A 24528-nucleotide genomic window follows, 5' to 3' on the forward strand; every position below is an offset into this window, starting at 1 on the left:
GGCTACGTCCCCAATGAGGCCAAGAGGGGTACGCGATTTCTACTCCGCAAGCTCGGCGTCGATGAGCTCGGCGAGAACCTCACCCAGCTCGTGGCCGGCGACGCGCATCATCTGCGGGAAGCGCGAGTAGTAGGTCATGCCCGGCGTGGAGTTGACCTCGTTGAAGACGACCTCGCCCTCGGGCGTCACGAACAGGTCGACGCGCGCGAAGCCGGAGCAGCCGAGCGCCTCGTAGACCGTGGTGCCCGCCTTGCGCACGCGCGCCATGATGTCATCGGAAAGATCGGCCGGGCAGCGCAACTCGGTGTTGGCGCCGGGATCTTTCTCCAGATGAATGCGGAAGAAGCCGTCGCCGGTGATGACGATCTCATCGACCTCGCCCATCTTGATGCCGTGCACGGTGTCGCCCATGACGGCGCAGCCGACCTCGACGCCCGTGATGGCCTCTTCGACGGCAACCTTCTCGTCGAGCGCGAAGGCGGCGTCGAGCGCCTCGCGGTAGGCCGCCTCGTCAGCCGCCTTGGAAACGCCGATCGACGAGCCGCCGCGCGCCGGCTTCACGAACACGGGGTAGCCGCCGCACGTATCGACCGCGGCAAGGCAATCCTCCTCGGACGCGCCGCGCCAGAGCACCTCGCACTTGGGCGAGCGCACGCCCGCAGCCGCGGCGAGGCGATGCGAGGCGTCCTTGTCCATGCACACGGCGGAAGCCAGAACGCCGCAGCCCACGTACGGGATGCCGCAGGCCTCGAGCGTGCCCTGAACCGTGCCGTCCTCGCCGCCCTGGCCATGGAGCACCGGCAACGCCACGTCCACCTCGAGCTCGACGAACTCGTTGTCGACAAGCTCGAGCATGCCACCGCGCGCGATGCCCTCGCCGCGACCGGGCAAAAGAACGATCGGGTTCGCGTCGTGCTCCTCCCACGCACCGGTGACGACATCGGCGACATCGCCGGTGTAGTGGAACCACGCGCCGTCGCGGTCGATGCCGATCAGCACCGGCTCGAAGCGATCGCGCGGCAGCTGCGCGATAACGTTGTCCGCAGATTTGAGCGAGATATCGTGCTCGGTGGAGATACCGCCGAAGAGAATGGCGACCTTGATCATGGGACGTGTCCTTTCGAAACGCGTGCAGCCCCGGCATGCGATGCGGAGCGGCTGTCGTAGATGACCGTAGCAAGTCATTGTATAGCTACAGATCCCAAGCGGGCACGCGGCCACGCGCCGACCCGCCCGCTGCACGCAGGGCCCATAACCATCGTCGACAAGATTGAACCCGGCCCCAACTTGTCACTTATACTTACATGCTTGAGTCTGATGCCAGATATCGAGACGGGAGGAGCATGGCAGCATCGTCCACATTCACACTGCATGTCGATGCCGCCGGTGCGCGCATCCCCGTCACCGTCACGCGCAAGCGCGTGAGAAACCTCAACCTGCGCGTCCACGGCGACGGCACCGTCTCGCTTAGCATCCCCACGCGCACGAGCGTAGCGACTGCGCAGGAGTTTTTGGACCGGAAGGCAAGGTGGATCGCCGAGCGCGTGAGCCGCCGACGCCAGGCGAACGAGGTGCCACGCCGTGCGGAGGACCTGCAGACCGTCCCGCTGTGGGGCCAGCTTGTTTCGTTCGCGGATGCGCTCGAGCGCGCGGGGGTTCGCTTCGGCGCCGCCGCACGGCCGGGCACGTTCGGCACTGCGCCCAAGGCGGAGGCCGATGAGCTCGCCGCGCTCTCCCCCGAGGCATACGACAGCCTGGTCGCCGAGCTCTACCGGCGCGAGCTTGCCCGCGCACTACCCGAAGCCACCGCGCGTGCCGAGGCGATAACGGGCATGCGGGCAAGCCGCTGGAGCCTGCGCCGCATGAAGAGCCGCTGGGGTTCCTGCACGCCCAAGACCCGTGCCATTCGCATCAACACGAACCTCGCCGCCTACCCGCGCTTCTGCCTCGATATGGTCGTGGCTCACGAGCTCGTGCACCTTATGGAACCGAGCCATAACGCCCGCTTCCACGCGCTGCTCGATACCTACTGCCCGCGCAACCGCGAGGCATCGGCGCTGCTCAGGCGTAGCGCGCGCGAGGTCGCGAGCGCCGAGGCGTCACCGCGACAAGATTGAACCTGGCCCCATCTTGTCGCTATCGGGTGCGTTCGATCTCGACGGAGACGGTGGTAAGCGGCAGGCCGATGGGCGCCCACGGCTTCTCGAGGCGCACGCGCACGCCGAGCAGCGCGTCGTAGCGCGAAAGCAGCTGCGCGGCCACGCCCTCGGCGGCCGCCTCGATCAGCTTGAACGTATGCTCGCGCAGGCACGTATCGACATCGTGGCACACCTTGCCGTAATCGATCGATGCCGCAAGGTCGTCGCTTCTGCCGGCGGCATGCAGGTCTGCATACAGGGTGAGCGACACGACGAACTTCTGGCCGAGCGCGTTCTCCTCGGCATACACACCGTGGTTCGCGAACACCTCGAGCCCATCGATATGGATCTTGTCGGCGCGCGACAGGTCCTCATGCGTCACGCGCGCGAGCGCGGTGCGCGTCGCCGGCAGACCCGTCTCGCGACATGCGAGCTCGGCGTTCTCGACCGGCGTGGCGTTTTCCGGCAGATGCTTCTGATGCTTTTTGCCCATAGCGAATCGTCTCCTTCGTGCTCGCGTTCACGCATTGCGCGCAGACGACAGCGGCACCTATACGCGAACGGCGAGATTCTGTTGTTCTTCCGGCCAGTTGCATTCGGGACGGGCGGCACAGGCAAAACACGGGCGCGACAGCTTGTCGGCACGATACAGCAGACGCGCGAGCGGCGAGGCCGCGTCCGCGCCATCGCGATGCGCGCCGATGGCGCCCACGATAAGATCCTGCTCTGCAGGCGAGAATGCACAGCCGTCTTCTACCGTACCCATAATCGAGCGCGCGATGCGCACGCCGGCGATATCGTGCGGCTCTTCCATCTCGTACTGAGTCGCGCGGCCGATATCGTGCAACAAGGCGGCGGCGTACACGACATCGCGGGGCAGCTCGTCCGCAAGCCCCTCCTCCAGCGCGTCGATCCACATGATACGCGCCACGTCGAGCAGGTGCGGCAAGCCGTGCCTGCAGAAAGCGCGATCACGCTCGAGCTCATCGATGCGCTTGAGCTGCTCTTGGTACACAGGATGCCGCCAGATGGCGTCGACGCGCGGCATCGGCGGCGGACACTCCCCCACTACGCACGTCCCAGCATGCGGAAGAAGCGCTCCTCGAGAGTCGGGTCGTCCTCAAAGACTCCGCGACGCGCGCAGGTAGCGGTCTGCGTGCCGGGTTTTTGCACGCCGCGCATGGTCATACACATGTGCTCCGCCTCGATGAACACGATGGCGCCCGCGCAGCCGAGGTCCGCCATAAGCGCGTCGGCAATCTGCGCGGTCAGGCGCTCCTGAAGCTGCAGGCGACGGGCAAACACCTCGACCGTGCGCGCGAGCTTGGAGAGGCCCGCCACGCGTCCGTTGGGAACGTAGCCGATTGCCACGCGGCCGTAAAACGGCAGCAGATGGTGCTCGCACAGCGAGTAGAAGGTGATATCGCGCTCGATGACCATGTCGTCGGCATCGACCGCAAACGTCTTGGAAAGATGCGTCGCTGCATCTTGGTCCATGCCGCCGGCGAGCTCGGTATACATCCGCGCCACGCGATCGGGGGTTTCGAGAAGACCCTCGCGATCGGGGTCCTCGCCGATGCCCTCAAGCAGCAGGCGAACCGCCTGTCGCACCTTTTCCTGATCGACCATGGACCCTCCCGAACAAACGCGTAACATGCCCGCTATCGTACCACGCTGATAGCGGCGCCCGAGAATACTCAACAAAGGCTTTCGCCGGATAGGAGCCTTCCCACTCGTGCCTCGCCGACGATTCGCCCCAGTCTGCCCCGGTATCGGCAGTGCGGCGGCCACGTGCGGACAATCTGACCAGATATGTACTTTTCTGCCGGCATCATAAGGCGAAGGAACGGGCAGGCGCAATATAAGATGCTGCGATTTAACAGGGCGGGACGGCCCGAAGCTGTCAACGGGCCTCTTCGTGCTCCTTTTCGCCCGTCACAACAACGGGGAACAGTCGGGAAATAGTACATATCTGGTCAGATTGTCCAGGTTCCGTTAACCACCACTTCCCAAGACAAGCTCGAATGCCGCCAGCCCGCGAACCATGACAGGTAGGACGGGGCCCAGTGTCATGTTTCCACGGAAACATGACACTGGGCCCCGTCCTAACTGTCATGCACGTCACATCGTGTGGGTGCTGTAGACCTCTTCGTCACGCCAGAGGCACACGGCGTCCGCGAGCGAGACCCCCTGCTCCGCCGCTGCGGCGCGCGTGGCATTTAGATCGATGATGCGCTGGTTGGACGACCCGTGGAAGCGCAGGCTGATGTCGTAGAGCTCTTGCACCCACGGCCCATCGACCAGGATATCGATGCAGTCGAGCAGGCGGTCGGTCACCTCGGTGTGGTGACGTCCTCCCGGCATGAGCTCATCGAGCATATCGCCGGTGAAGCACCAGATGGTCTTGCCGCACCCACGCGGATAGCGCTCACGCACGCGCTCGACGAAACCCACGAGCCCTGCCTGGTTCTGCGGCTCCATGGGCTCGCCGCCCAGCAACGTGAGGCCATCGACATAATCGGGAGCCATGCTCTCGATGATCTTGTCCTCCACCTCGCGCGTGAAAGGCTTTCCCGCCTCGAAGCTCCAGGCCCCGGAGTTGAAGCAGCCTGGGCACCCGCGCGTGCAGCCGGAGACGAACAGCGTGGTACGCACGCCCTCGCCGTTAGCGATATCGAAATACTTGATCTCAGCGTAGTTCACGCGCATGCCTTCCTGCACAGGGCGACAAGTTTGTACCTGGCCCCATCTTGTCGCAACCTACAGATGCAGCACGCGGTCACGGATCTCCTCGGTACGGCCCTGGTTCCAGAACTGCGTGCCGATGTAGCCGCAGGTACGACGCGCGACATTCATCTTCTCCTGATCGCGGTTGCCGCAGTTGGGGCACTCCCACACGAGCTTGCCGTCGTCCTCGACGATGCGGATCTCGCCGTCGTAGCCGCACACCTGACAGTAATCGCTCTTGGTGTTGAGCTCCGCGTACATGATGTTGTCGTAGATGTACTGCATGACGCGGATGACGGCCTTGAGGTTGTCCTGCATGTTGGGCACCTCGACGTAGGAGATGGCTCCGCCGGGCGACAGCTGCTGGAACTCGCTTTCGAACTTGAGCTTGTCGAAGGCGTCGATCTCCTCGCTCACGTGGACGTGGTAGGAGTTCGTGATGTATCCCTTGTCCGTCACGCCCGGGATGATGCCGAAGCGGCGCTGCAGGCACTTGGCGAACTTATAGGTGGTGGACTCGAGCGGCGTGCCGTACAGCGAGAAGTCGATGTTGCTCTCGGCCTTCCACTCGGCGCACTTGTCGTTCATGTGCTGCATGACCGCCAGCGCGAAGCCCTTTCCACGCTCGTCGGTGTGGCTGGCGCCGGTCATGTACTTCACGCACTCGTACAGGCCCGCGTAGCCAAGGCTGATGGTGGAGTAACCGCCGTACAGCAGCTTGTCGATGGTCTCGCCCTTGTCGAGACGCGCGAGCGCGCCGTACTGCCACAGGATCGGAGCGGCGTCGGAAAGCGTGCCCTTCAGGCGCTCGTGACGGCACATGAGCGCCTTGTGGCAGAGCTCCAGGCGCTCGTCGAAGATCTCCCAGAACTTGTCCTGGTTGCCACGGGACGAGCAGGCGACGTCCACGAGGTTGATGGTCACGACGCCCTGGTTGAAACGGCCGTAGTACTTGGGCTTGCCGGGCTCGTAGTTCTTGGCGCGCGCCACGTTATCGAAGCCGTTGCCAGAACGGTCGGGCGTCAGGAAGCTGCGGCAGCCCATGCAGGTGTAGCAATCGCCGTTGCCCTCGGTCTCGCCCTTGGAGAGCTTGAGCTTGCGCATCATCTTCTCGGAGATGTAGTCGGGCACCATGCGCTTGGCGGTGCACTTGGCCGCGAGCTGCGTGAGGTAGAAGTACGGCGAATCCTCGTGGATGTTGTCCTCCTCAAGCACATAGATGAGCTTGGGGAAGGCAGGGGTGATCCACACGCCGGCCTCGTTCTTCACGCCCTCGTAGCGCTGGCGCAGGGTCTCCTCGATGATCATGGCGAGGTCGTGCTTCTCGGCCTCGGAGCGGGCCTCGTTGAGGTACATGAACACGGTCACGAACGGCGCCTGGCCGTTGGTGGTCATGAGGGTCACGACCTGATACTGGATGGTCTGGACGCCGCGGCGGATCTCGTCGCGCAGACGGTCCTCGACCACCGCGGAGATCTTCTCCTCGGTAGCGTCGACGCCCAGCTCCTCGAGCTCGCGGCCGACCTGGCCGCGGATCTTCTGGCGGGAGACCTCCACGAAGGGCGCGAGGTGCGTGAGCGAGATGGACTGACCGCCGTACTGGCAGCTGGCCACCTGGGCGATGATCTGCGTGGCGATGTTGCAGGCGGTGCTGAAGCTATGCGGACGCTCGATGAGCGTGCCGGAGATGACGGTGCCGTTCTGCAGCATGTCCTCGAGGTTCACGAGGTCGCAGTTGTGCATGTGCTGCGCGAAGTAATCCGAGTCGTGGAAGTGGATGAGGCCCTCGCGATGCGCCTCGACCACATCCTGCGGCAGCAGCACGCGCTGCGTGAGGTCCTTGGAGACCTCGCCGGCCATGTAGTCGCGCTGCACGGAGTTCACGGTCGGGTTCTTGTTGGAGTTCTCCTGCTTGACCTCTTCGTTGTTGCACTCGATGAGCGACAGGATCTTGTCGTCCGTGGTGTTCTTCTGACGCTTCAGGCTCTGAACGTAGCGGTAGATGATGTAGTGGCGGGCGACCTCGTAGTGGTCGAGCGCCATGATCTCGTCCTCGACGAGGTCCTGGATCTCCTCGACCGACACGGTGTGGCCGGCGTTCTCGCATGCCTCGGCAACATTCTGGGACGCGAAGATGACCTCGCGCTCCGTCATGCGCTCCTCTTCCTTCACCTCGCGATTGGCGCCGCGAATCGCATTCGAGATCTTGTCGATGTCGAAAGCCACCTCGGTGCCGTTGCGCTTGATGATCTTCATGTACGCTACCTCTCAGAGTAGATTGCCTGCGTGAATGCGGGTGCCTGCCCTCAAACCCGTGCAACGGGCCCGAACCCCTATGGCGAGCAGCGCCGGGTACCTACTATACGTCAAGCTTGTTCACTAGATAGTGTAAGAGGCCCGAACGGTCGACACTACATATTGTGTTTTTGCAGGTCACGCGCAATGTGCTTTTTCGCAAGCACTCATCGTTCGGTTGCACCGTGGGAGGGTCCGATTTCTGCCGCACGAGCCTGACCAGCGGCGCAGTATTCCGACCCCTCGAACCTATCGTGGAGAAAAATCCACAAGCGGACCGTTCGCCCGTTCACAAAAACACACGAGATTGGGGCTTGACCAAGATGTTGTGAGCGGCTGCCGAATCGGGCGAAGGGCATCGGCAGCGGCCCGTAGCGTCGGGCCAGCTCGCTCTCGCGCAGGCCGCCGAGCCCTTGCACGTCCGCGTCAGCGCTGGCGTTCCCGCCAAGCGACGAGTCTGCTCAGCGCGTTTCCGGCGTGTACGAGGACACCGCTGGATGACTTGGCCACTTTTGTACCCAAGCTCGATGCTACTTGGAGCAGACCAGCGTTCGGATACCGGCCATTGCGCGCATATCGGTCAAAACGACTGCCAAATTCGGAACGCCGGCGCGCATGTGAAAGCTCCCTGCGGTACAAAACCCGCGATTTCAGCCAGCACAACCGTCGTAATGAGGAGCTTTCGCCATGATGGGTGCCATCCTCCCGTCCTCGGGTGCGCACCGCGCCACTCGCAGCGGCATGTGAGCGCCACCTCGCCCCATGCCGAGGAGTCGCCAGCAAAAATACGTTTACATTCTCGATTCTCCCGACACAGCGCAACAAAGCAGTGCGTCGCGGAGTACCGTGGTTCGCAGCGCATGCGCACAACCCGCCCCGCGCCCATCCGATCAATAAGAAGGCAGGAAACCCATGGCACGCATTTTCCGCAGCCCCAGCAGGTATATCCAAGGTCCCGGTGTGCTCTCAGAGCTCGGAGAGCACGTCGCGTCACTCGGCTCGAGCGTCCTCGCCATCGCACGGCCCGAAGCCATCGAGCGGGCCGGCGCGGCCATCGAGCGCAGCTTCGCCGGCAGCGGCGCGGCCATCACGCTCGTGCCCTTCAACGGCGAGTGCAGCGAGAGCGAGGTCAGGCGGCTGCGTATCACCGCGCGCGAGCACGAGTGCAACGCTGTGGTCGGCATCGGCGGCGGCAAGGCACTCGACACGGCGAAGGCCGTCGCCTACACCATGGACGTCCCGGTTGCCGTCTGCCCCACGGCGGCATCGTCCGATGCGCCCGTGAGCGCACTCGCGGTCATCTACCACGACGACGGCACCTTTGACCGCTACCTGCACCTGTCTGCAAGCCCCGACATCGTCCTCATGGACACCGCCATCGCCGCGGCGGCGCCTGTCCGCCTCACCGTGGCGGGCATGGGCGACGCGCTCGCCACCTTCTTCGAGGCGCGCGCCTGCGCCCGGTCGGGTGCCCTTACCTGCGCGGGCGGATCCACCACGACGGCGTCGCTCGCCCTAGCCCGAGCCTGTCACGACACCCTCATGGCCGACGGCGCGAAGGCGAAGGCGGCAATCGAAGCCGGTCGCATCACGCCCGAGGTCGAGAACATCATCGAGGCGAACACCCTGCTGTCGGGCATCGGCTTCGAGAGCTGCGGGCTCGCCGCGGCCCACGCCGTCAACAACGCGCTATCGCGCCGCCCCGAGGCGGCTCGCTCCATGCACGGCGAGAAGGTCGCGTTCGGAACCCTCGTGCAGCTCGTGCTGGAAGGCGCGCCCGAAAGCGAGGTCGAGCAGGTTCTCTCGTTCGTCCGCGCGGTCGGTCTCCCCTGCACGCTGGCAGACCTCGGAATCGACGACGCCTCCCCTGAGCTGTTGGATGCCCTGGCTGCCGACGCCTGCCGCCCCGAGGACACCATGGGCAACCTCCCGGTCGCGGTCACGCCGGCCATGGCGCGAGATGCCATCATCGCCGCCGACGAGCTCGGTCACGCCCGCGCGTAACGGCCGCACGGCCCGCCTTGCCGGCCCGGGGGTGGCAATTCCCGCGCCGAACCTCTACAATCGTCAAAATCTCAGCACGACCTCGCTTAAAGCGAGGTCGTCTTGTTCTGCAGGGAAGGACCGCGCCATGATCGATTGGCTTGTGCGCCGTTTCGTAAAAGATGCCGACAACACCACCGATGCCGCCGTTCGCACGCGCTACGGCCAGTTCGCCGGCATCGTGGGCATCGTGTGCAACGTTGCGCTCTGCGTGGCCAAAGGCGCCATCGGCGTGCTCGCCGGCTCCGTCTCCATCGTAGCCGACGCCGTCAACAACCTGTCCGACGCCGCGAGCAACATCGTGAGCCTGCTCGGCTTCAAGCTCGCGAGCCGCCCGGCAGACCCCGAGCACCCCTATGGCCACGGGCGCTACGAGTACCTAGCCGGCCTCGTGGTGGCCGCCCTCGTGCTCGCCATCGGCATCAACCTCGTGGCATCGTCGGTCGAGAAGATCGTGCACCCCACGCCGGTCGAGTTCAACGGCACCCTCGTGCTCATCCTCGTGCTCTCCATCGTCGTCAAGCTGTGGATGGCCGCCTTCAACCGCACGATCGGCCGCCGCATCGACTCCGAGACGCTCCAGGCGACAGCCGTCGACTCGCGCAACGACGTCATCTCGACCGCGGCGGTGCTCGCCTCCGCCGCCATCTCGCACGCCTTCGGCATCCAGCTCGACGGCATCGCGGGCACGGCGGTCGGCCTCTTCATCGTCTGGAGCGGCATCGGGCTCGTCCGCGACACGGTGAACCCCCTGCTGGGACAGGCGCCGTCCCCCGAGCTCGTCGAGCATATCCGCGCCAAGATCATGAGCTATCCGGGCGTGCTCGGCACGCACGACCTCATGGTGCACGACTACGGCCCCGGCCGCCAGTTCGCGAGCGCGCACGTGGAGATGGCAGCCGAAGCGGATCCCATGGAGAGCCACGACCTCATCGACAACATCGAGCAGGATTTCAAGAACGACGACGGCCTGATCGTCACCCTGCATTACGACCCCATCGTGACTGACGACCCCGCGGTCACCGATATGCGCAACTGGATCAACCAGGCGGTGAAGATCATCGACCCGCGCATCACGATCCACGACCTGCGCTGCGTGCCCGGGCCGACGCACACGAACGTGATCTTCGACTGCGTACGCCCCGCCGACCTCGCGCTCTCCGAGGAGCAGCTGCGCCGCCGCGTGAAGCAGATCGTTTCCGACCACTACCCGCGCACCGTCGTGAAGGTCACCGTCGACGAGAGCTACGTGAGCTCCGAGCAGTAGGCCGCGCCGCAGCATGGGCGACCCGCCCCGCTCGGCGCCCATCGCCTAGAGCCAGCTCTCCTCGATCTCACGGACACGGCGGTAGAGCCATCTGTTCTGGGGGACGAGGATCCCGTGGCGCTCGGCGAGCCGGATCACCGTTCCACCGAACAGCTCGACCTCGGTGGGTTTGCGGCTCACGCGATCCTGGGCCATCGACGGCATGCCCTCCGGATCGAGCCCCGCCACGAGCGCGACCATCTCCGCCAGATCGGCCTCCGTCACCTCGATGCCCTCGGCACGCGCCACTGCGAGCGCCTCGCGCATGGCGGCAACCAGGCAGCGGTTCTGCTCGCTTCCCTCCTCGCAGGCCGTGCCGTACGTGCCGGCGTAGACCATGCAGGTCTGGTTGATACCGACGTTCAGCATGAGCTTCGTCCACATGCGGTGGCGGATATCCTCCTCGACGGTATGGATGATGCGGCCGCGCGTCAGGACGTCGTCGATGTCCTCCACGACGCCCGCGGCAGTCTGCGGGCCGGCGCCCAGACGGATCTCGCCCGGATGCGTGTAGGTGAGCGCCCCGTCGATGAACACGGCGTCCATCCCCTGCGTGATGCTGAGCGCGATGCGCTCCCAGCCGAAGCGCGCGGCGATGATCTCCTCGCTCGTCACCCCGTTCAGCAGCGAGAGGATGCGCGTTTGCGGCCCGACGAGGGGCTCCATCGTGTCGAGCGCCTGCGCGAGACCCGGTGCCTTGACGGTCAGGATGACGAGGTCGACCGGCTCGGCCTTCGATGCGGGGATAGTCTCGATGCCGCACGGCTCCCCGTTGATGGTCACGACGTCGCCCGCATGGCGGAAGAACCGGTCGTCGTCCATCACGAACTCCACGGCCTCTGCGCCAAGATGCTCCGCCATGATGCTCGCATGCAGCAGGCCCACGGCCCCCTTGCCGATAAACGCCACGCGCTCGATCGCCATGCGCTCCCCTTCCCCAAACGAATCGATACGGCATCGAGTCTACGCCATCCGATCGCGCGGCTGCGCGGCGGCGAACGGATGTGACGCTTCGGCAATCAAGACGACGGTACCGCATCGAAGGAGGAACTGCCATTTTGCGATATCGTTCTCACATCGGATATGCACGATTGCAACGAGTATTGCCGCAGGGTGTCGCTGACGAGTAAATCCGCTCGTAGCAGCCCTAGAATGGACCCGTCCACGACAGGTACGAACAGGAAGGACGGGGATCATGGCAACCACCCGCAAGCCCGCATCGCAGCAGGCCTCCGACACCGCCGCCCCGAAGGCGAGCGAGAAGACCGCGAAGACGGCGAGCGCCAAGAACGCCACCGCCAGCAAGCCGGTCACGACGGCAAGCGCGTCGAAGCCTGCCGCCAAGAAGCCGTCCGATGCGGCGGCGGCGAAAGCGCCCGCCAAGGCGAAGACCACGGCAGCGACCAAGGCCAAGCCCGCGTCGAAACCCGCCGCGAAGGCGGAATCGAAGACCGCCGCCAAGCCCAAGGCCGCTGCGAAAAAAGCCTCCCCGCGCATGACCAAGGCCGCCAGGGAGGCCGCCGACAAGCTCTTTGCCAAGCGCCTCGCCCGCCATCACGACGAGCTGCGCTGGCTCTACATGGAGCTCTACGACAACGGCGACATGTTCGCCGAGCTCTGCGACCAGATGAAGCGCTTCTTCGACGAGCGCTCGCCGAAGCTCCGCGAGCTCGATGCGCAGCGCGAGGCCGCGGGCGCCTGGTACCGCGCGAGCGACATGCTCGGCATGCAGATGTACATCGACAACTTCGCCGGCACCATCAAGGGCGTCGAGCAGAAGCTCGATTACCTCCAGCGCTGCAACGTCAACTACCTCCACCTCATGCCGTTCCTCGACACGCCTGCCGACAAGAGCCGCTCCGACGGCGGCTACGCGGTCTCGGATTTCCGCCGCGTCAAGCCCGAGCTCGGCACCATGGACGACCTCGCGCACCTTGCCGACCAGTGCCACGAGCGCGGCATCAGCCTGTGCATGGACTTCGTCATGAACCACACCTCCGAGGACCACGAGTGGGCCCGCCGCGCCCGCGCCGGCGAGGGCGAGTACATGAGCCGCTACTTCTTCGTGAAGGACCAGGGCATCATCGACCAGTACACGCGCGACGTGCCGCAGGTCTTCCCCACCACCGCGCCCGGCCACTTCACTTACCTGCCCGAGCTCGACCAGTGTGTCATGACGCAGTTCTATCCCTACCAGTGGGACCTCAACTACAAGAACCCGCGCGTCTTCAACGAGATGATGTACAACTTCCTGTTCCTGGCCAACCAGGGCATGGACATCATCCGCATCGATGCCGTGCCCTATATCTGGAAGCAGCTGGGCACCAACTGCCGCAACCTCAAGCAGGTCCACACCATCGTGCGCATGATGCGCATGATCGGCGAGATCGTGTGCCCGGGCATCGTGCTTTTGGGCGAGGTCGTCATGGCTCCGGTGGAGGTCGTGCCGTACTTCGGCACCGTCGAGAAGCCCGAGTGCCACATGCTGTACAACGTCACCACCATGGCGACCACCTGGCACACCGTTGCCTGCCGCGACGTACGCCTGCTGCGCCAGCAGCTCGACGCCGTCTTCGGCCTGCCGCGCGAGTACACCTTCCTGAACTACCTGCGCTGCCACGACGACATCGGCTGGGGCCTCGACTACGACACCCTTAAGCAGTGGGGCATGGAGGAGGTCTCGCACAAGAAGTACCTGAACGATTACTTCTGCGGCCTCACGCCGGGCAGCGTGAGCCGCGGCGAGCTGTACAACGCCGACCCCGTGACCGGCGACGCGCGCTTCTGCGCCACCACCGCCTCCATGTGCGGTATCGAGGCGGCAGGCTTCGAAGGCGACGACGACGCCATGGATACGGCGCTTCGCAAGGACATCATGCTGCACGCCTACATGTTCACGCAGTCGGGACTGCCCATCATCTACAGCGGCGACGAGGTCGGGCAGGTGAACGACTACACCTATAAGGAGGACCCCGAGAAGGTCGAGGACTCCCGCTATATCCACCGCGGCACCTTCGACTGGAGCCTGGCCGAGAACATCGCAAGTAAGGGCACCGTCCAGCAGCGCATCTTCGACGCCCTGCAGCAGCTCGAGCGCATCCGCCGCACCGAGCCGGTCTTTAGCGCCGAGGCCGAGGTGCACACGAAGGACTACAGCGACACCTCGATCCTGTGGATCGTCCGCCGCGCAGGCGACGCGACGCTGCACGCCGTGTTCAACTTCAGCGATGAGGCGAAGACGATCTGGATGCCGGAGGCGGGCACCTACACCGACCTGATGAGCGGCGAGGCAGCCGAGGTCGCGACCGTCGACATGCCTGCCTGGAGCTTTATCTGGATGCTCCGGAAGTAGCGACAAGTTGGTGCCAGGCCCAATCCTGCCCATGACAATCGGGCCTCGTGCTGCACGGCGCGAGGCCCGATTTTCTTGCGACAGGATTGGACCTGGCACCAACTTGTCGCTTACGAGATGCGTTCGATGGCCATGACGCAGCGGGGGTCACCGGCGATGATGGAGCCCTTGAGCTCGACCGTGAAGCGCTCGGCGGCCCACAGCTCGTGCAGGGCAAACGACACGCTTTGACGCGAGCAGGCGCACAGCGCCGGCGTGTTCACATGGCCCTGCGTGTGCAGCGGGCAGGTGCATGCGAGGAAGGAGAGCGTCCACGCGCGCCCCGGCTCGACCATCTTCGCCGCCAATCCGTCCACCTCGTCAAGCGCACGGAAGAACGCATCGAGGTCGCCATCGACCCGCTCGAACAGCTCGCCGTAATAGCTCATCGTCCCGCGCGCCAGGCAGCTACGCGCGCAGGCGGTGAGCACGCGATCGCGTTGGGGCGCCGCGATGGCGTTGACACCCTGAAAGAACCCGGTGAACCAGAAACCCAGATCGACATGCTCGTTGCTCGCCATCGTGCACCTCCGCTCGCGCTCGGCCTTTTCGCTGTTGTACCCGGAGATAGCACACGCGGGCCCGACGGCGGCGCCCGCTCGGCAAACGCGCTGGAAACAGCCGTCGGACGCGCGTTTGCATTGACCCCAGGCGAGACCGCTGCTTCTTTCTCTAACGTGCGCGAAAGCTCGAATGAGGGAGAGAAACAGCGGTCTCACCTGGGGTCAGTTATATCTCCGTCTCCACGTTCGCCCCACCCCCTCTACAGCTCCCCCGCGGTGAGCGTTCGTCGCGACATGATACGATGGCAACAGCGACGGCCCGAAGGGAGCACGCCATGGGATACGCACGGATATCGATGGCAGCGCTTTGCCTGGCGCTTAGCTGCGGGTGCACGACAAGCCCGGCATCGACAAACGAAGGAGGCTCGACCTTGATCGAGGAAGGCAGCACGCGCACGACGCAGCAGGTCACCGACACGGCCCTGGTCATCCATGTGAACGACGGCCTCCTGTTCGTCTCCCAAGATACCGGCACGCCTTACGCCCCCGGCTTCGACGGCGCGGAGGTCGTGGACGCCGACGGCAACGCCATCGATGTCGATGCGCTTGCAGACGGCAACGTCGTGGAGGTCGTCGGAAACGGCATCATGCTCCAGAGCTATCCCGCACAGTACCCGGGCATCACGCAGGTGCGCATCGTCGACGAGGGCGCACCCGAGGACATCGAGGCCTATCGCGAGCTCATCGACCAGCTCACCGTGACGCGCGACCCCGCCGAGCCCGCACAGGCGTCCATCAGCTACCGCACCGAGCTCGCCGTCGTCACGCTCGGCCTGCTGACCCACGGCTACACCTGGACGCACGAGGAGAACGGCCAGGGCGTGGGTGCGAGCGTCGACGTTGCCCATCCCTGCCAGATTGCGGGCGAGGGCCTTCCGGACGCCAAGCTCGACGGGCCGACGACCGCCACGGCGATCTTCGACCTTCCCGCCACGGGGCTTAGCGTGACCCGCTGGAGCGAAAAGGACATCGCCGCCGCCATGGGCGACGGGGCGCCGAGCAACGTCGACCCGGACGCCGTCGCCAACGAGGACGTACCCGTCAAGGAGACGGATGGCGACTTCACCTTCACCATCGAGCCCGGCTGGCGCTATCGCCTCGATGCCACCTTCGACGCCAGGCAGGTCGGTTACCTCTTTACGACGCGCTAGGGCATATCACGCTCGCCGAAACCAATCGGCACGGTAGGTACACTTGACGGCACAATGGCAGCAAGGTCCGACGAAAGGAGAACCATGCTCGACCATCTCATCATCCGCGCCGCTGATCCCGCGGCAATGGCCGCCTACTACGAGCGCGTCCTCGCGACCGTTGGATACCACAAGGGCGTGGAATACCCAGGCGGCACGCAGTTCGTCGACGACGAGACCGGCGACGCCGTCTGGATCTCGGCAGCCAAGGAGGACACCGTGCCCACACCGAGCCACTACGCGTGGCGTGCCAAGACCACCGACGATGTCCAGGCGTTCTACGATGCGGCACTCGACGGCGGCACCGACAACGGCGCACCCGGCCCGCGCGACTACCACCCTGGCTACTACGCCTGCTTCGTGCTCGATCCCGAGGGCAACAACATCGAAGCTGTGCTCCACGATTACGAGGGATAAGCTCCCACAATGACCAAAAGGGCGTTCCGCAGCAATGCGGGACGCCCTTTTTCATGCAGAGGCTTCTTGGAAAGATGCGTCAGAACGTCTCGCGAGCGACCATCTCGTCGAGTGACCGGCGCTCGACGTGCTTGGGACTCGGGTCCATGTCGGGATAGCCGACCATCAGCAGGTCGACGAGGCGGTAATGCTCTGGCACGCCGAACAGCTCGCGGGCCATATCGTGGTCGAAAGCTCCCACCCAGCAGGCTGCAAGGCCGAGAGAGGTTGCGGCGTTGTCCATGTTGGTGAGCGCAATCGTCGTGTCGATATCGCCGAAATCGCAGGTCTCTGGTCCTTTCGGGGGAACCGGGTGTGAGGAGCAGCGCTCGTCATAGGCGGCAATGATCACCGTCGGGGCGCCGTAGCGGCACGCGGTGCAACGGTCGATCTTGGCCAGCCCTTCCGCATCCTGCACCACGCACAGGCGCGTCGGCTGGTAGTTGCGGGCAGATGGAGACAGGCGCGCCGCCTCGAGCAACGCTGCCAGCTCGTCATCGGTGATCTGCTCGTCGCGGAAACGACGACACGAATAGCGGCGAGCAATCAGATCGAGGTATTCGGATGCAATCTTGGACATACGACCTCCTTCTCGATGGCGCTCTTGCATAGCGCGGTCCCTTGGGCGCAGCACAGACGAGGCCGCCGGCCGCACCCCGGCGTATCGTCCCCATCATATCGCTTCGGCATGCCCTATCGCGTGCCGTGAAAGACCCGCCGTCAACAGCCGGTACCAAAAACGCGACTTTTGAGAGGGTATTCATCGCAGCGGTCTGCGCTTTTCAGACTCCATGTATATTGCGACGGCATTTTTGCAGCTCAGAGATTTCTCAATGCATAGAATTGTTCCTTCAGCGGGCGCTATTCAACCTACTGTCCCAGTGAGATATCTCAAAAGTCGCGAATTTGATCCCCGGCCCTCGTCATACCCCGCTAACGCGCGGCATCGCGTGCATAATCTCGCAGCAGCGCACCCCCAGCCCGCGCGGTTCGGGGTGCAAGCCGCACAACAAGGCACCCCTACGCGTCGCGCTCTCCAGCACGCACACCGATACCGTGGAACACCACGTCGAGCATGCCGTGGACGAACGCCTCTGTATCCTCACCCGTGTCGACCCCTTCGCCTGCGTATTCCGCGATGGCGAAGGCACCGATGATAGCGACGGCCACCAGATGGCTGTTGGCGCCCGGCTGAACGAGCCCCTCGCCCTTCGCGCGCTCGAGCTGTGCCTCGAGCACCGCGATGATGCGCTCCATGTGCTCCTTGATATGCGGAAGCACCTCATGCTCGACATCCCACAGACCGTGGGCGAGCGCCAACGTGAGCGCGCTGCCCGGTTGAACGGCATGGGCAACAGCCTCGACAAGCCCCAAGATCGACGCGCGGGCAGACGGCGCCTGCGCGACCACCGCCTCGACATCGGAGACGAGCCCCTCCATCGATCGATCGAAGATCGCCTGGACGAGCGCCCCCTTGTCGGCAAAGTAGTAGTAGAGCGCACCCTTGGACATGCCGCAGCGCTCGGAGACCTCGCCGATCTGAAATCCGGTTCCCCCACGTTCGACCATGAGGTCGGTCGCAGCCTCCATGATCCTCTCGCGTGTCGCCGCGCTCTTGGATGTCTTTGCGCCGGGATGCATCCCTGGTTGACCCGCCTGCTTTGCCATGATTGCCATCTCTCGTCGTAGATGCCGTCTTCAGAAAGTGTACCATCGCTTAAGATTTTTGAATCTTTTTCAAAAATCTTTGATAGGAGTGCATAAGATGCCAATCCGAGGATACAGTCCTTCAACACCTGCATGCTTGCTTCAGAGGGGATCACCGTGAACACCGTACTGCGGATCTTCGTCCGCGACCTCAAGCGCATCGTGCGCAATCCCGCCGCCATCGTCATCGCGCTCGGCGTGTGCATCATCCCGTCGCTCTACGCGTGGATCAACATCCTTGCCAACTGGAACCCATACGAGAACACCGGAACCGTTCCCGTCGCCGTCGTAATCGAAGACGAGGGCACGACCATCCCCGACATGGGATTCGTGAACGCAGGCTCGATGATCCGCGAGAAGCTCGAAGAAAACCATCAACTCGGCTGGGAGTTCGCCGCCTCCGAAGACGAAGCTATCTCCGAGGTCGAGGCAGGCCACGCCTACGCCGCCTTCGTGATCCCGCGCGACTTCTCCGCCACGCTCGCCGGCGTGCTCGATGGCAAAACGGAACCGACGCACCTCGCCTACTACGTAAACGAGAAGGCAAACGCTATCGCGCCCAAGGTGACCGATACGGGAGCGACCACGCTCGAAACGCAGATCGAAAGCGAGTTTCTGCACGTCGTGGGCGATACGGTTGCCGACAAGCTCAAGGGATCCGCCGCCTCCATGGCCAACGATGCGGACCAGGCGGTGCAAAGCACTGCGGGAAAGCTGCACAGCGCTGCCGACGGGCTTACCGCACAGGCAGACAGCCTCGACGACGCGCAGCGGCTCATAGACTCTTCGCGCAAGGCCGTCGACGGCGCACGTGCCTCCTTGGACCAGATCTCGTCGTCGGCAGACACGCTCGCCGGCTCCCTTGACCACGCGATGGGCGTGCTCGGCGACGCACGGGCAGGCACGCAGGCGCTTGCGACCGATCTCGCGGCCAACCTGGGGACCGGAGCCGGAGCGATAGCGGGCATCTCCTCGACCGCTGCCTACGATATCGGCGAGATCGCCGGCGATATCGGCTGGGCGCAGGGGAAGATCGACGCCGCCATCACGCAGATCCGCTCCCTCAACGGCACGGTTCAGAACCTGAAGACCTCCCTTGAGCTCACCCGCACCACCATCGTCGGTCTCGAGCAACCCGAGGGCCAAGATGGGCAATCCGCTCTCCAGACGCAGGTGGTAAAGCAGCTCGACCAGGAGATTCAGGTGCTGATCAGCCTTTCCGACGAGCAGCTTGCCCAGCTCGACCGTCTGCAGGCGCTTTCCGATGACATCAAGGCCTCCGCCGACGACGTGCGCAACCTGTCGGGTGTGGTCAACGATGCCATACAGCAGGGAAACCAGGCCCTGAGCGGCCTGCAGACGCAGCTCGCCACCGTAATCGGGCCGGGCGTTTCGTCGGCACTCGATACGTTTGCCGATGCAGGTGGCTACCTCGAAGGCACGCTGAACTCGATCGGCCCCCTCACGTCGCAGGCGAACTCGACGCTCGACCAGCTCGACACTCTGCTTCAGCAGGGCGCAGATACCATCGATCAGACCGCCGCTTCGCTGCGCGAGGCCGCGGGCGGCATCGGCGACCTCGCGAGCGACCTCGATGCCCTCGAGAGTGCGCAGACCTTCCGCGGCCTGTCGGATCTCATCGCCCTCGACCCCACCGAGGTCGGCTCGTTCATGGGCGCGCCCGTGGCACTCAACACCCATGCGGTCTTCCCCGTGAGCACCTACGGTTCAGGCGTGGCGCCCTTCTACACCAACCTGGCGCTCTGGGTCGGAGGATTCGTGCTCGTAGCCATCTACAAGCTGGAGGTCGACACCGAGGGCATCGGCACCATCCGGCCCTGGCAGGGCTTCTTCGGCAGATGGCTTCTGCTCGCGCTGTTGGGACAGGTGCAGGCCATCGTCTGCTGCACGGGCGATATCGTGCTCGGCGTCCAGTGCGTATCGCCTGTGGCGTACATCTTCGCAGGCATGGTCGAATCGCTCGTGTACGTGCTGTTCGTCTATGCGCTCGCCGTCGCCTTCAAGCACATCGGCAAGGCCCTCGGAGTCCTGCTCGTCGTGCTTCAGATTCCTGGCACCTCGGGCACCTATCCCATCGAGATGATGCCCGGCTTCTTCCAGGCGCTGCACCCCTGGCTGCCCTTCACCTACGGCATCGACGCCATGCGCGAGGCGGTTGCCGGATTCTACGGCGATACCTACCTGCGCTGCCTGGCGACCCTGCTGCTGTTCGCCGTACCGGCGCTCATCATCGGTGTCGGCGCGCGGCGGCATCTCGTGGGCATCAACACGCTCTTCGATCGCCGCCTCGCCGAGACCGACCTCATGATCGCCGAGCACACGGGCGCGGAAGATTCCCTTGCCGCCGGATCGGAGCGCTTCGCGAGCGCCGGAATCTGGGTTTCAAGCCCTGGGCGCGCCCAGCGATTCGAGCGGCACTATCCCGTGCTGGTTCGGCGCGGACTCTTCGCGCTCGCCGCGGTGCCCGCCGCCCTGCTGCTCGCACTGTTCGTCCTGCCCGCAAAGTTCGCCCTGCTCATCTGCTGGATCGCCTCCCTCGCCAGCACCTGCGCGTACCTGATCGTCGTGGAATACCTGCACAGCCGCGCGCTCGGCGTGATCGCCGGAGCCGTGCCGCAACGCGCCAGCCGCCCTCGCCACCTGTCCAGCTCCCCCGCAGAAAGGTCGTAGCATCATGCACGCCATCTGGTCGTATATCCGCCGCGACGCGCGGCATGCCTTCGCCAACGCCGTCAGCATCGTCGTCATCGTGGGCATCGTTGCGGTTCCGTCGTTCTACGCATGGTTCAACATCGCCGGCAGCTGGGACCCCTACGGCAACACGAGGAATCTGAAAGTGGCCATCGCCAACGACGACGCTGGCTACTCGAGCGAGCTCGTCCCCATCGAACTCAACCTCGGCGACCGCGTCGTCGAGAACCTGCTCACATCGACCACCATCGGCTATACCGCCACCACCCGCGACGAGGCGCTCGAGGGCGTCAAGTCGGGCGCCTATTACGCCGCCGTCGTGATTCCCGAGGATTTCTCGGCCTGTCTTCTGAGCGGCTTTTCCGACAACCCCCAGCAGGCGGAGGTCGCCTTCTACCAGAACCAGAAGGCCAACGCCATCGCCGAGATCGTGACCGACAAGGCGTCCGCCGCCATCCAGCGCGACATCGACGAGGGCTTCGCGCGCGCCGTGACCGACGTGGGCGCCGGCGCCCTCGACGAGCTGGGAAACCTGCTGGATGACGAGGAGCTCGCCCCGCTCGCTGCGCATCTCGACGATGCGCTCTCGACCGCAGCCGGCACGCTCGGCACCACCGCGCAGACGGCGCGCTCATTTGCAGACCTGCTCGGCTCCTCGCAGGCGCTCATCTCGTCGAGCTCTAGCTCGCTTGCCGGCGCCACGGCACCGACGCAAGACATCACCGAGGCGCTGACCCGGAGCGCCGATGGCCTGCGCGGTCTGGGCGATACCCTCGACAGCGCGGCTGAATCCGCGGGTGACGCGCTCGAGCAGGGAGCTGCCGGCCTGAGTGACATCGACACCGCCATCGACCAGGCCTTCGACACCGCGAACGGCCAGGCGGGCAAGCTATCCAGCGCTCTTGCCGAGGTGCAGGGTACCGTCGACCGCCAGCTGGAGTTGCTGCATCAGCTTTCCGATGACCTTGCCGGCAGCGACACGCTCGTGAAGCGCCTCGAAAACCACTACGAACCGGGGTCGCTCCAGGTCACCCGCATCCACGAGGCGAGCCTCACCATCGAGGGCATCAACGACCGCGTCCAGCAGGCGATCGCAGAACTCGAAGACCTCTCGCAGGGTATCGGCAAGACCGCCGACGACATCGCCCAGGCGGCAACGGACGCCGACGCCGCACGCAGCGAGCTGCACGGCATGGTGGCGAACGCGTCATCGAGCCTCGATGGCGCCCGATCGACGTACGACTCGACGCTTAAGGGAACGCTCAGCGAGCTCGCCGAATGCATCGACGAGGCGGTTGCCGGCGTGGATGGAACGCTGCAGGGGCTCTCGGGCATCACGGCATCCGTCTCGAACAGCGCCGCGGCGGCGGCAGACGGCCTCGGAAACGCCCGCTCCTCGCTTGGCGACACGGCTCAGGCGCTTGACGGCACCGCAAATGACCTGCGCGACCTGCAGGGTCGCATCCACGCCGCGCTCGCCGACAACAACCTTGACAGCGTGCGCGCGATCCTCACGACAAGCCCCGTCGACCTAGCATCGTTTATCGCCGCGCCCATCACGATGGACCGCCACGCCGTCTTCCCCGTCGAGAACAACGGGTCGGCCATGACGCCGTTCTACACGGTGCTCGCCATCTGGATCGGAGGCGTGGTGATCGCAGCGCTTATCAAGGCGACGCCGAGCCCGTCCGCGCTCGCCCAGACGGGATGCTCGCAGACGCAGGCGTATGCGGGCCGGCTGGCGCTCTTCGCGGCGCTCGGAGCGGCCCAGACGCTCCTGATCTGCGGCGGCGACCTTTGCTACCTGGGAGTTCAATGCGCGCATCCCGCCTTGTTCCTACTTGCGGGGCTCGTCGCGTCCTTCGTGTTCGTGAACATCATCTTCGCGCTGACCGCATCGTTTGGCGACGTCGGCAAAGCCATGGCCGTGGTGCTCATGGTCCTGCAGGTGGCGGGCGCCGGCGGAACGTTTCCGCAGCAGATGCTGCCTTCGGTTTTTCAAGCCATCTACCCGTGGCTTCCCTTCGTGCATGCGGAAGGCGCCCTGCGCGCCGCGATGTTCGGACTATATGGCAACGATTTCTGGATCGAGCTCGGCTTGCTTTCCGCCTATCTCGTACCAGCGCTGCTGCTGGGACTCGTGCTGCGCCGCCCCGTCATCCGCGCCAACGAGCGCCTGGAGCATGCACTCGAGTCCACGCACATCATGTAGAGCGTCGTCCGGCGCGCTCGGCTGAACGCAAGCAATCGGAATCTCAGCGAACATCAGCGCCGTTCCGCGCCTTCGCGATGCCAGGTTCCCGCCACCTGGACAATCTCCCCAGATATGTACTTTTCCGCAGCCGCGATGGAGGAATTCAGCTCCCATCGCGGCTGCGAAAGCCGAACTTGAGCGAATCTAAAGCGGACACATCGCGCAAAATGATCAAAACAGCATGCTCTCGGCCCTCAACATGCGGCGGCTCGTCGACCGAGCGACCTCGAAAAGATACATATCTGGGCAGATTGTCCAGGCTGCCCGACATGACACCGCCTTCGGCAGCAAAATGCCGTCGTCCCAACCATCAAACCGCCTGTTGAACGTCTGCCCGGCCGCAGTAGCCGTAAAGCAGCCGCCTCGTTACCGCACACGCTCGGGAACAAGAAGCTGACAGCACTCGACATGGCGCTCGCCGAGCAGCTCGACATCGCACTCCCTGCGGTACCGAAACTCGAAACCGAGTTTCTCCTGCACGCGGTGCGAGCGCTCGTTGCCCTCGTAGTATCCGGCCCAAATCGCCGAAAGACCCAGCTCGTCGAACCCGTATGCCACCGCGGCGCGCGCCGCCTCCGTAGCATAGCCGCGGCCCCAGTACGGCACGCCGATCCAGTAGCCGAGCTCCGCCTCGCCGGAGCCGGCCATCTCCGAGATCTCCGGGTGCTTGAGCGCCATGGCGCCCACGAGCGCGCCCGAAGAGCGCTCGATGACAGCGAAGCTGTCGGGCATCATCAGGACGTCGCGGATAACGGCCGCGCTCTCCTCCGCACTGCTATGGGCAGGCCAGCCCGCAGACAGGCCGACATGCGGGTCGCGCGCGAGCTCGAACAGCTCGGCGGCATCGTCCTCGCGCCAAGGGCGCAGATCAAGTCGGTCGGTGTGCAGCATGGCTGCCCCCTTTCGAACCCTAAACGGTAACGGAGCATCCGGTGTAGAGATACCGCACGCGATCGCCCAGCCCGTCGCGAAGGATGCCGTACGCATCGAGCCCCGTGCAATGGAATGTGTAGAAGCGCGTACCCAAGCTGGCGAACTCGCGTGCGAGCAGCCTGACCGTCTCGGCGTCCGCCACGGTCCCCGCGCTCGGCGCGGTCAGGTGGAACCCTGCCACCACGGCGTCAAGCGGCGCACCCGCGAGCGTCTCCGCCCGCGCCATGATATTCAGGATGCCCGCATGGGAACAGCCCGACACCAGGATGTAGCGGCCGCCCTCATGGACCAGCAGGCTCTGCTCATGCGAGAACGTGTCGGGCACAAGCTCGCCATCGCGCCGCGCAAAGAGCCGCCGGTTGGCAGACGGAAGCGGATGGTCGCCGCCGGCGTGGGCGAACAGCAGCAGACCGTCGCCGAGGGCACGCAGCTCGCCGGTCGGCACGATGCGAGCATCCGAGGCGAGCGCCGGGTCGAGCCCGCACGGATGGCAGCTCTCAAGCGTGCCCGAAAGGTGCTCATCGAACGCATGTTCGCGCACGTACACCGGCGCGGGGGCATCCGCATTGCCCGTCGCATCGAGATACGCCGCCAAGCCGCCGCCGTGGTCGTAGTGTCCATGCGAGATCACCGCGGTATCGGCCGTGGCAACATCGATGCCCAGCACGCGCGCGTTATGCAGAAAGCTCTCGTCGGGCCCCATGTCGAACAGGATGCGGCGCGAGCCTGTCTCCAGCAGCAGGCTGAGCCCGTGCTTGGCGATAAACCGACTCGATGGCGTTGCGTTCTCCAGCAGAACCGTGACCTTCATGG

At 64.8% G+C, this 24528-nt stretch carries 20 protein-coding genes; 8 read left to right on the plus strand and 12 right to left on the minus strand.

Features of this window, described 5'->3' with window-relative positions; all coding sequences use genetic code 11:
• Nucleotides 1–39: 39 nt before the first annotated feature.
• Nucleotides 40–1107: a D-alanine--D-alanine ligase family protein gene (locus H6A16_RS04290; protein WP_204616433.1), complete on the minus strand. Its 1068-nt coding sequence runs from the start codon at nt 1105–1107 to the stop codon at nt 40–42.
• A 236-nt stretch (nt 1108–1343) separates the two neighbouring features.
• Between H6A16_RS04290 and H6A16_RS04295 the strand changes: the two genes are divergently transcribed.
• The gene (locus H6A16_RS04295) at nt 1344–2117 is read left to right on the plus strand and encodes a M48 family metallopeptidase (RefSeq protein ID WP_204616434.1); all 774 of its coding nucleotides are present in this window, start codon (nt 1344–1346) and stop codon (nt 2115–2117) included.
• 19 nt (nt 2118–2136) lie between these two features.
• On the opposite strand, the gene folB is transcribed toward H6A16_RS04295, so the two are convergent.
• The 5 genes from folB to nrdD all read right to left on the minus strand — a co-directional run bounded on the left by folB (nt 2137) and on the right by nrdD (nt 7121).
• Complete coding sequence (gene folB, locus H6A16_RS04300; protein ID WP_204616435.1) at nt 2137–2631, minus strand: dihydroneopterin aldolase; 495 nt, start codon at nt 2629–2631, stop codon at nt 2137–2139.
• Between the two features lie 57 nt (nt 2632–2688).
• Nucleotides 2689–3186, minus strand: coding sequence for an HD domain-containing protein (locus H6A16_RS04305; RefSeq protein ID WP_204616436.1), 498 nt, complete (start codon nt 3184–3186; stop codon nt 2689–2691).
• Nucleotides 3187–3206: 20 nt separating this feature from the next.
• On the minus strand, nt 3207–3767 hold the full coding sequence (gene folE, locus H6A16_RS04310; RefSeq protein WP_204616438.1) for a GTP cyclohydrolase I FolE: 561 nt from the start codon (nt 3765–3767) through the stop codon (nt 3207–3209).
• A gap of 492 nt (nt 3768–4259) precedes the next feature.
• Nucleotides 4260–4841, minus strand: a complete 582-nt coding sequence (gene nrdG, locus H6A16_RS04315) for an anaerobic ribonucleoside-triphosphate reductase activating protein (RefSeq protein ID WP_204616440.1) — start codon at nt 4839–4841, stop codon at nt 4260–4262.
• 57 nt (nt 4842–4898) lie between these two features.
• The gene (gene nrdD / locus H6A16_RS04320; RefSeq protein WP_204616442.1) at nt 4899–7121 is read right to left on the minus strand and encodes an anaerobic ribonucleoside-triphosphate reductase; all 2223 of its coding nucleotides are present in this window, start codon (nt 7119–7121) and stop codon (nt 4899–4901) included.
• Between the two features lie 951 nt (nt 7122–8072).
• Here nrdD and H6A16_RS04325 point away from each other — a divergent pair.
• Nucleotides 8073–9164 carry a glycerol dehydrogenase gene (locus H6A16_RS04325; protein WP_204616444.1) on the plus strand — a complete coding sequence of 364 codons (1092 nt, stop codon included), beginning with the start codon at nt 8073–8075 and terminating at the stop codon, nt 9162–9164.
• A gap of 127 nt (nt 9165–9291) precedes the next feature.
• Entirely contained in the window at nt 9292–10470 is a 1179-nt protein-coding gene (locus tag H6A16_RS04330) for a cation diffusion facilitator family transporter (protein ID WP_204616446.1), read from the plus strand.
• 45 nt (nt 10471–10515) lie between these two features.
• On the opposite strand, the gene H6A16_RS04335 is transcribed toward H6A16_RS04330, so the two are convergent.
• Nucleotides 10516–11433, minus strand: coding sequence for a ketopantoate reductase family protein (locus H6A16_RS04335; RefSeq protein WP_204616449.1), 918 nt, complete (start codon nt 11431–11433; stop codon nt 10516–10518).
• A 271-nt stretch (nt 11434–11704) separates the two neighbouring features.
• Here H6A16_RS04335 and H6A16_RS04340 point away from each other — a divergent pair, with 271 nt between their 5' ends.
• Nucleotides 11705–13861 carry an amylosucrase gene (locus tag H6A16_RS04340; RefSeq protein ID WP_239458189.1) on the plus strand — a complete coding sequence of 719 codons (2157 nt, stop codon included), beginning with the start codon at nt 11705–11707 and terminating at the stop codon, nt 13859–13861.
• A 110-nt stretch (nt 13862–13971) separates the two neighbouring features.
• Here the strand turns inward: H6A16_RS04340 and H6A16_RS04345 are convergent, their stop codons facing one another.
• Complete coding sequence (locus H6A16_RS04345) at nt 13972–14421, minus strand: hypothetical protein (protein ID WP_204616451.1); 450 nt, start codon at nt 14419–14421, stop codon at nt 13972–13974.
• 413 nt (nt 14422–14834) lie between these two features.
• Here H6A16_RS04345 and H6A16_RS04350 point away from each other — a divergent pair, with 413 nt between their 5' ends.
• Nucleotides 14835–15614: a hypothetical protein gene (locus tag H6A16_RS04350; RefSeq protein WP_204616453.1), complete on the plus strand. Its 780-nt coding sequence runs from the start codon at nt 14835–14837 to the stop codon at nt 15612–15614.
• An 84-nt stretch (nt 15615–15698) separates the two neighbouring features.
• Nucleotides 15699–16070, plus strand: a complete 372-nt coding sequence (locus H6A16_RS04355) for a VOC family protein (RefSeq protein ID WP_204616455.1) — start codon at nt 15699–15701, stop codon at nt 16068–16070.
• Between the two features lie 79 nt (nt 16071–16149).
• Here the strand turns inward: H6A16_RS04355 and H6A16_RS04360 are convergent, their stop codons facing one another.
• Entirely contained in the window at nt 16150–16689 is a 540-nt protein-coding gene (locus H6A16_RS04360; protein ID WP_204616457.1) for a nitroreductase family protein, read from the minus strand.
• A 440-nt stretch (nt 16690–17129) separates the two neighbouring features.
• Nucleotides 17130–17699: a TetR/AcrR family transcriptional regulator gene (locus H6A16_RS04365; protein ID WP_204616460.1), complete on the minus strand. Its 570-nt coding sequence runs from the start codon at nt 17697–17699 to the stop codon at nt 17130–17132.
• Nucleotides 17700–17933: 234 nt separating this feature from the next.
• Here H6A16_RS04365 and H6A16_RS04370 point away from each other — a divergent pair, with 234 nt between their 5' ends.
• The gene (locus tag H6A16_RS04370) at nt 17934–20507 is read left to right on the plus strand and encodes a YhgE/Pip family protein (RefSeq protein ID WP_204616462.1); all 2574 of its coding nucleotides are present in this window, start codon (nt 17934–17936) and stop codon (nt 20505–20507) included.
• Between the two features lie 4 nt (nt 20508–20511).
• On the plus strand, nt 20512–22740 hold the full coding sequence (locus tag H6A16_RS04375) for a YhgE/Pip domain-containing protein (protein ID WP_204616464.1): 2229 nt from the start codon (nt 20512–20514) through the stop codon (nt 22738–22740).
• Nucleotides 22741–23148: 408 nt separating this feature from the next.
• On the opposite strand, the gene H6A16_RS04380 is transcribed toward H6A16_RS04375, so the two are convergent.
• Both H6A16_RS04380 and H6A16_RS04385 read right to left on the minus strand, forming a co-directional pair.
• Complete coding sequence (locus H6A16_RS04380) at nt 23149–23673, minus strand: GNAT family N-acetyltransferase (protein WP_204616465.1); 525 nt, start codon at nt 23671–23673, stop codon at nt 23149–23151.
• Nucleotides 23674–23692: 19 nt separating this feature from the next.
• A complete protein-coding gene (locus H6A16_RS04385) occupies nt 23693–24526 on the minus strand; it encodes an MBL fold metallo-hydrolase (RefSeq protein ID WP_204616466.1) in 834 nt (277 codons plus the stop codon).
• Between the last annotated feature and the right edge of the window lie 2 nt (nt 24527–24528).

Origin of the sequence: Collinsella tanakaei (assembly GCF_016900375.1) — a bacterium.
Classification (GTDB): Bacteria; Actinomycetota; Coriobacteriia; order Coriobacteriales; family Coriobacteriaceae; genus Collinsella.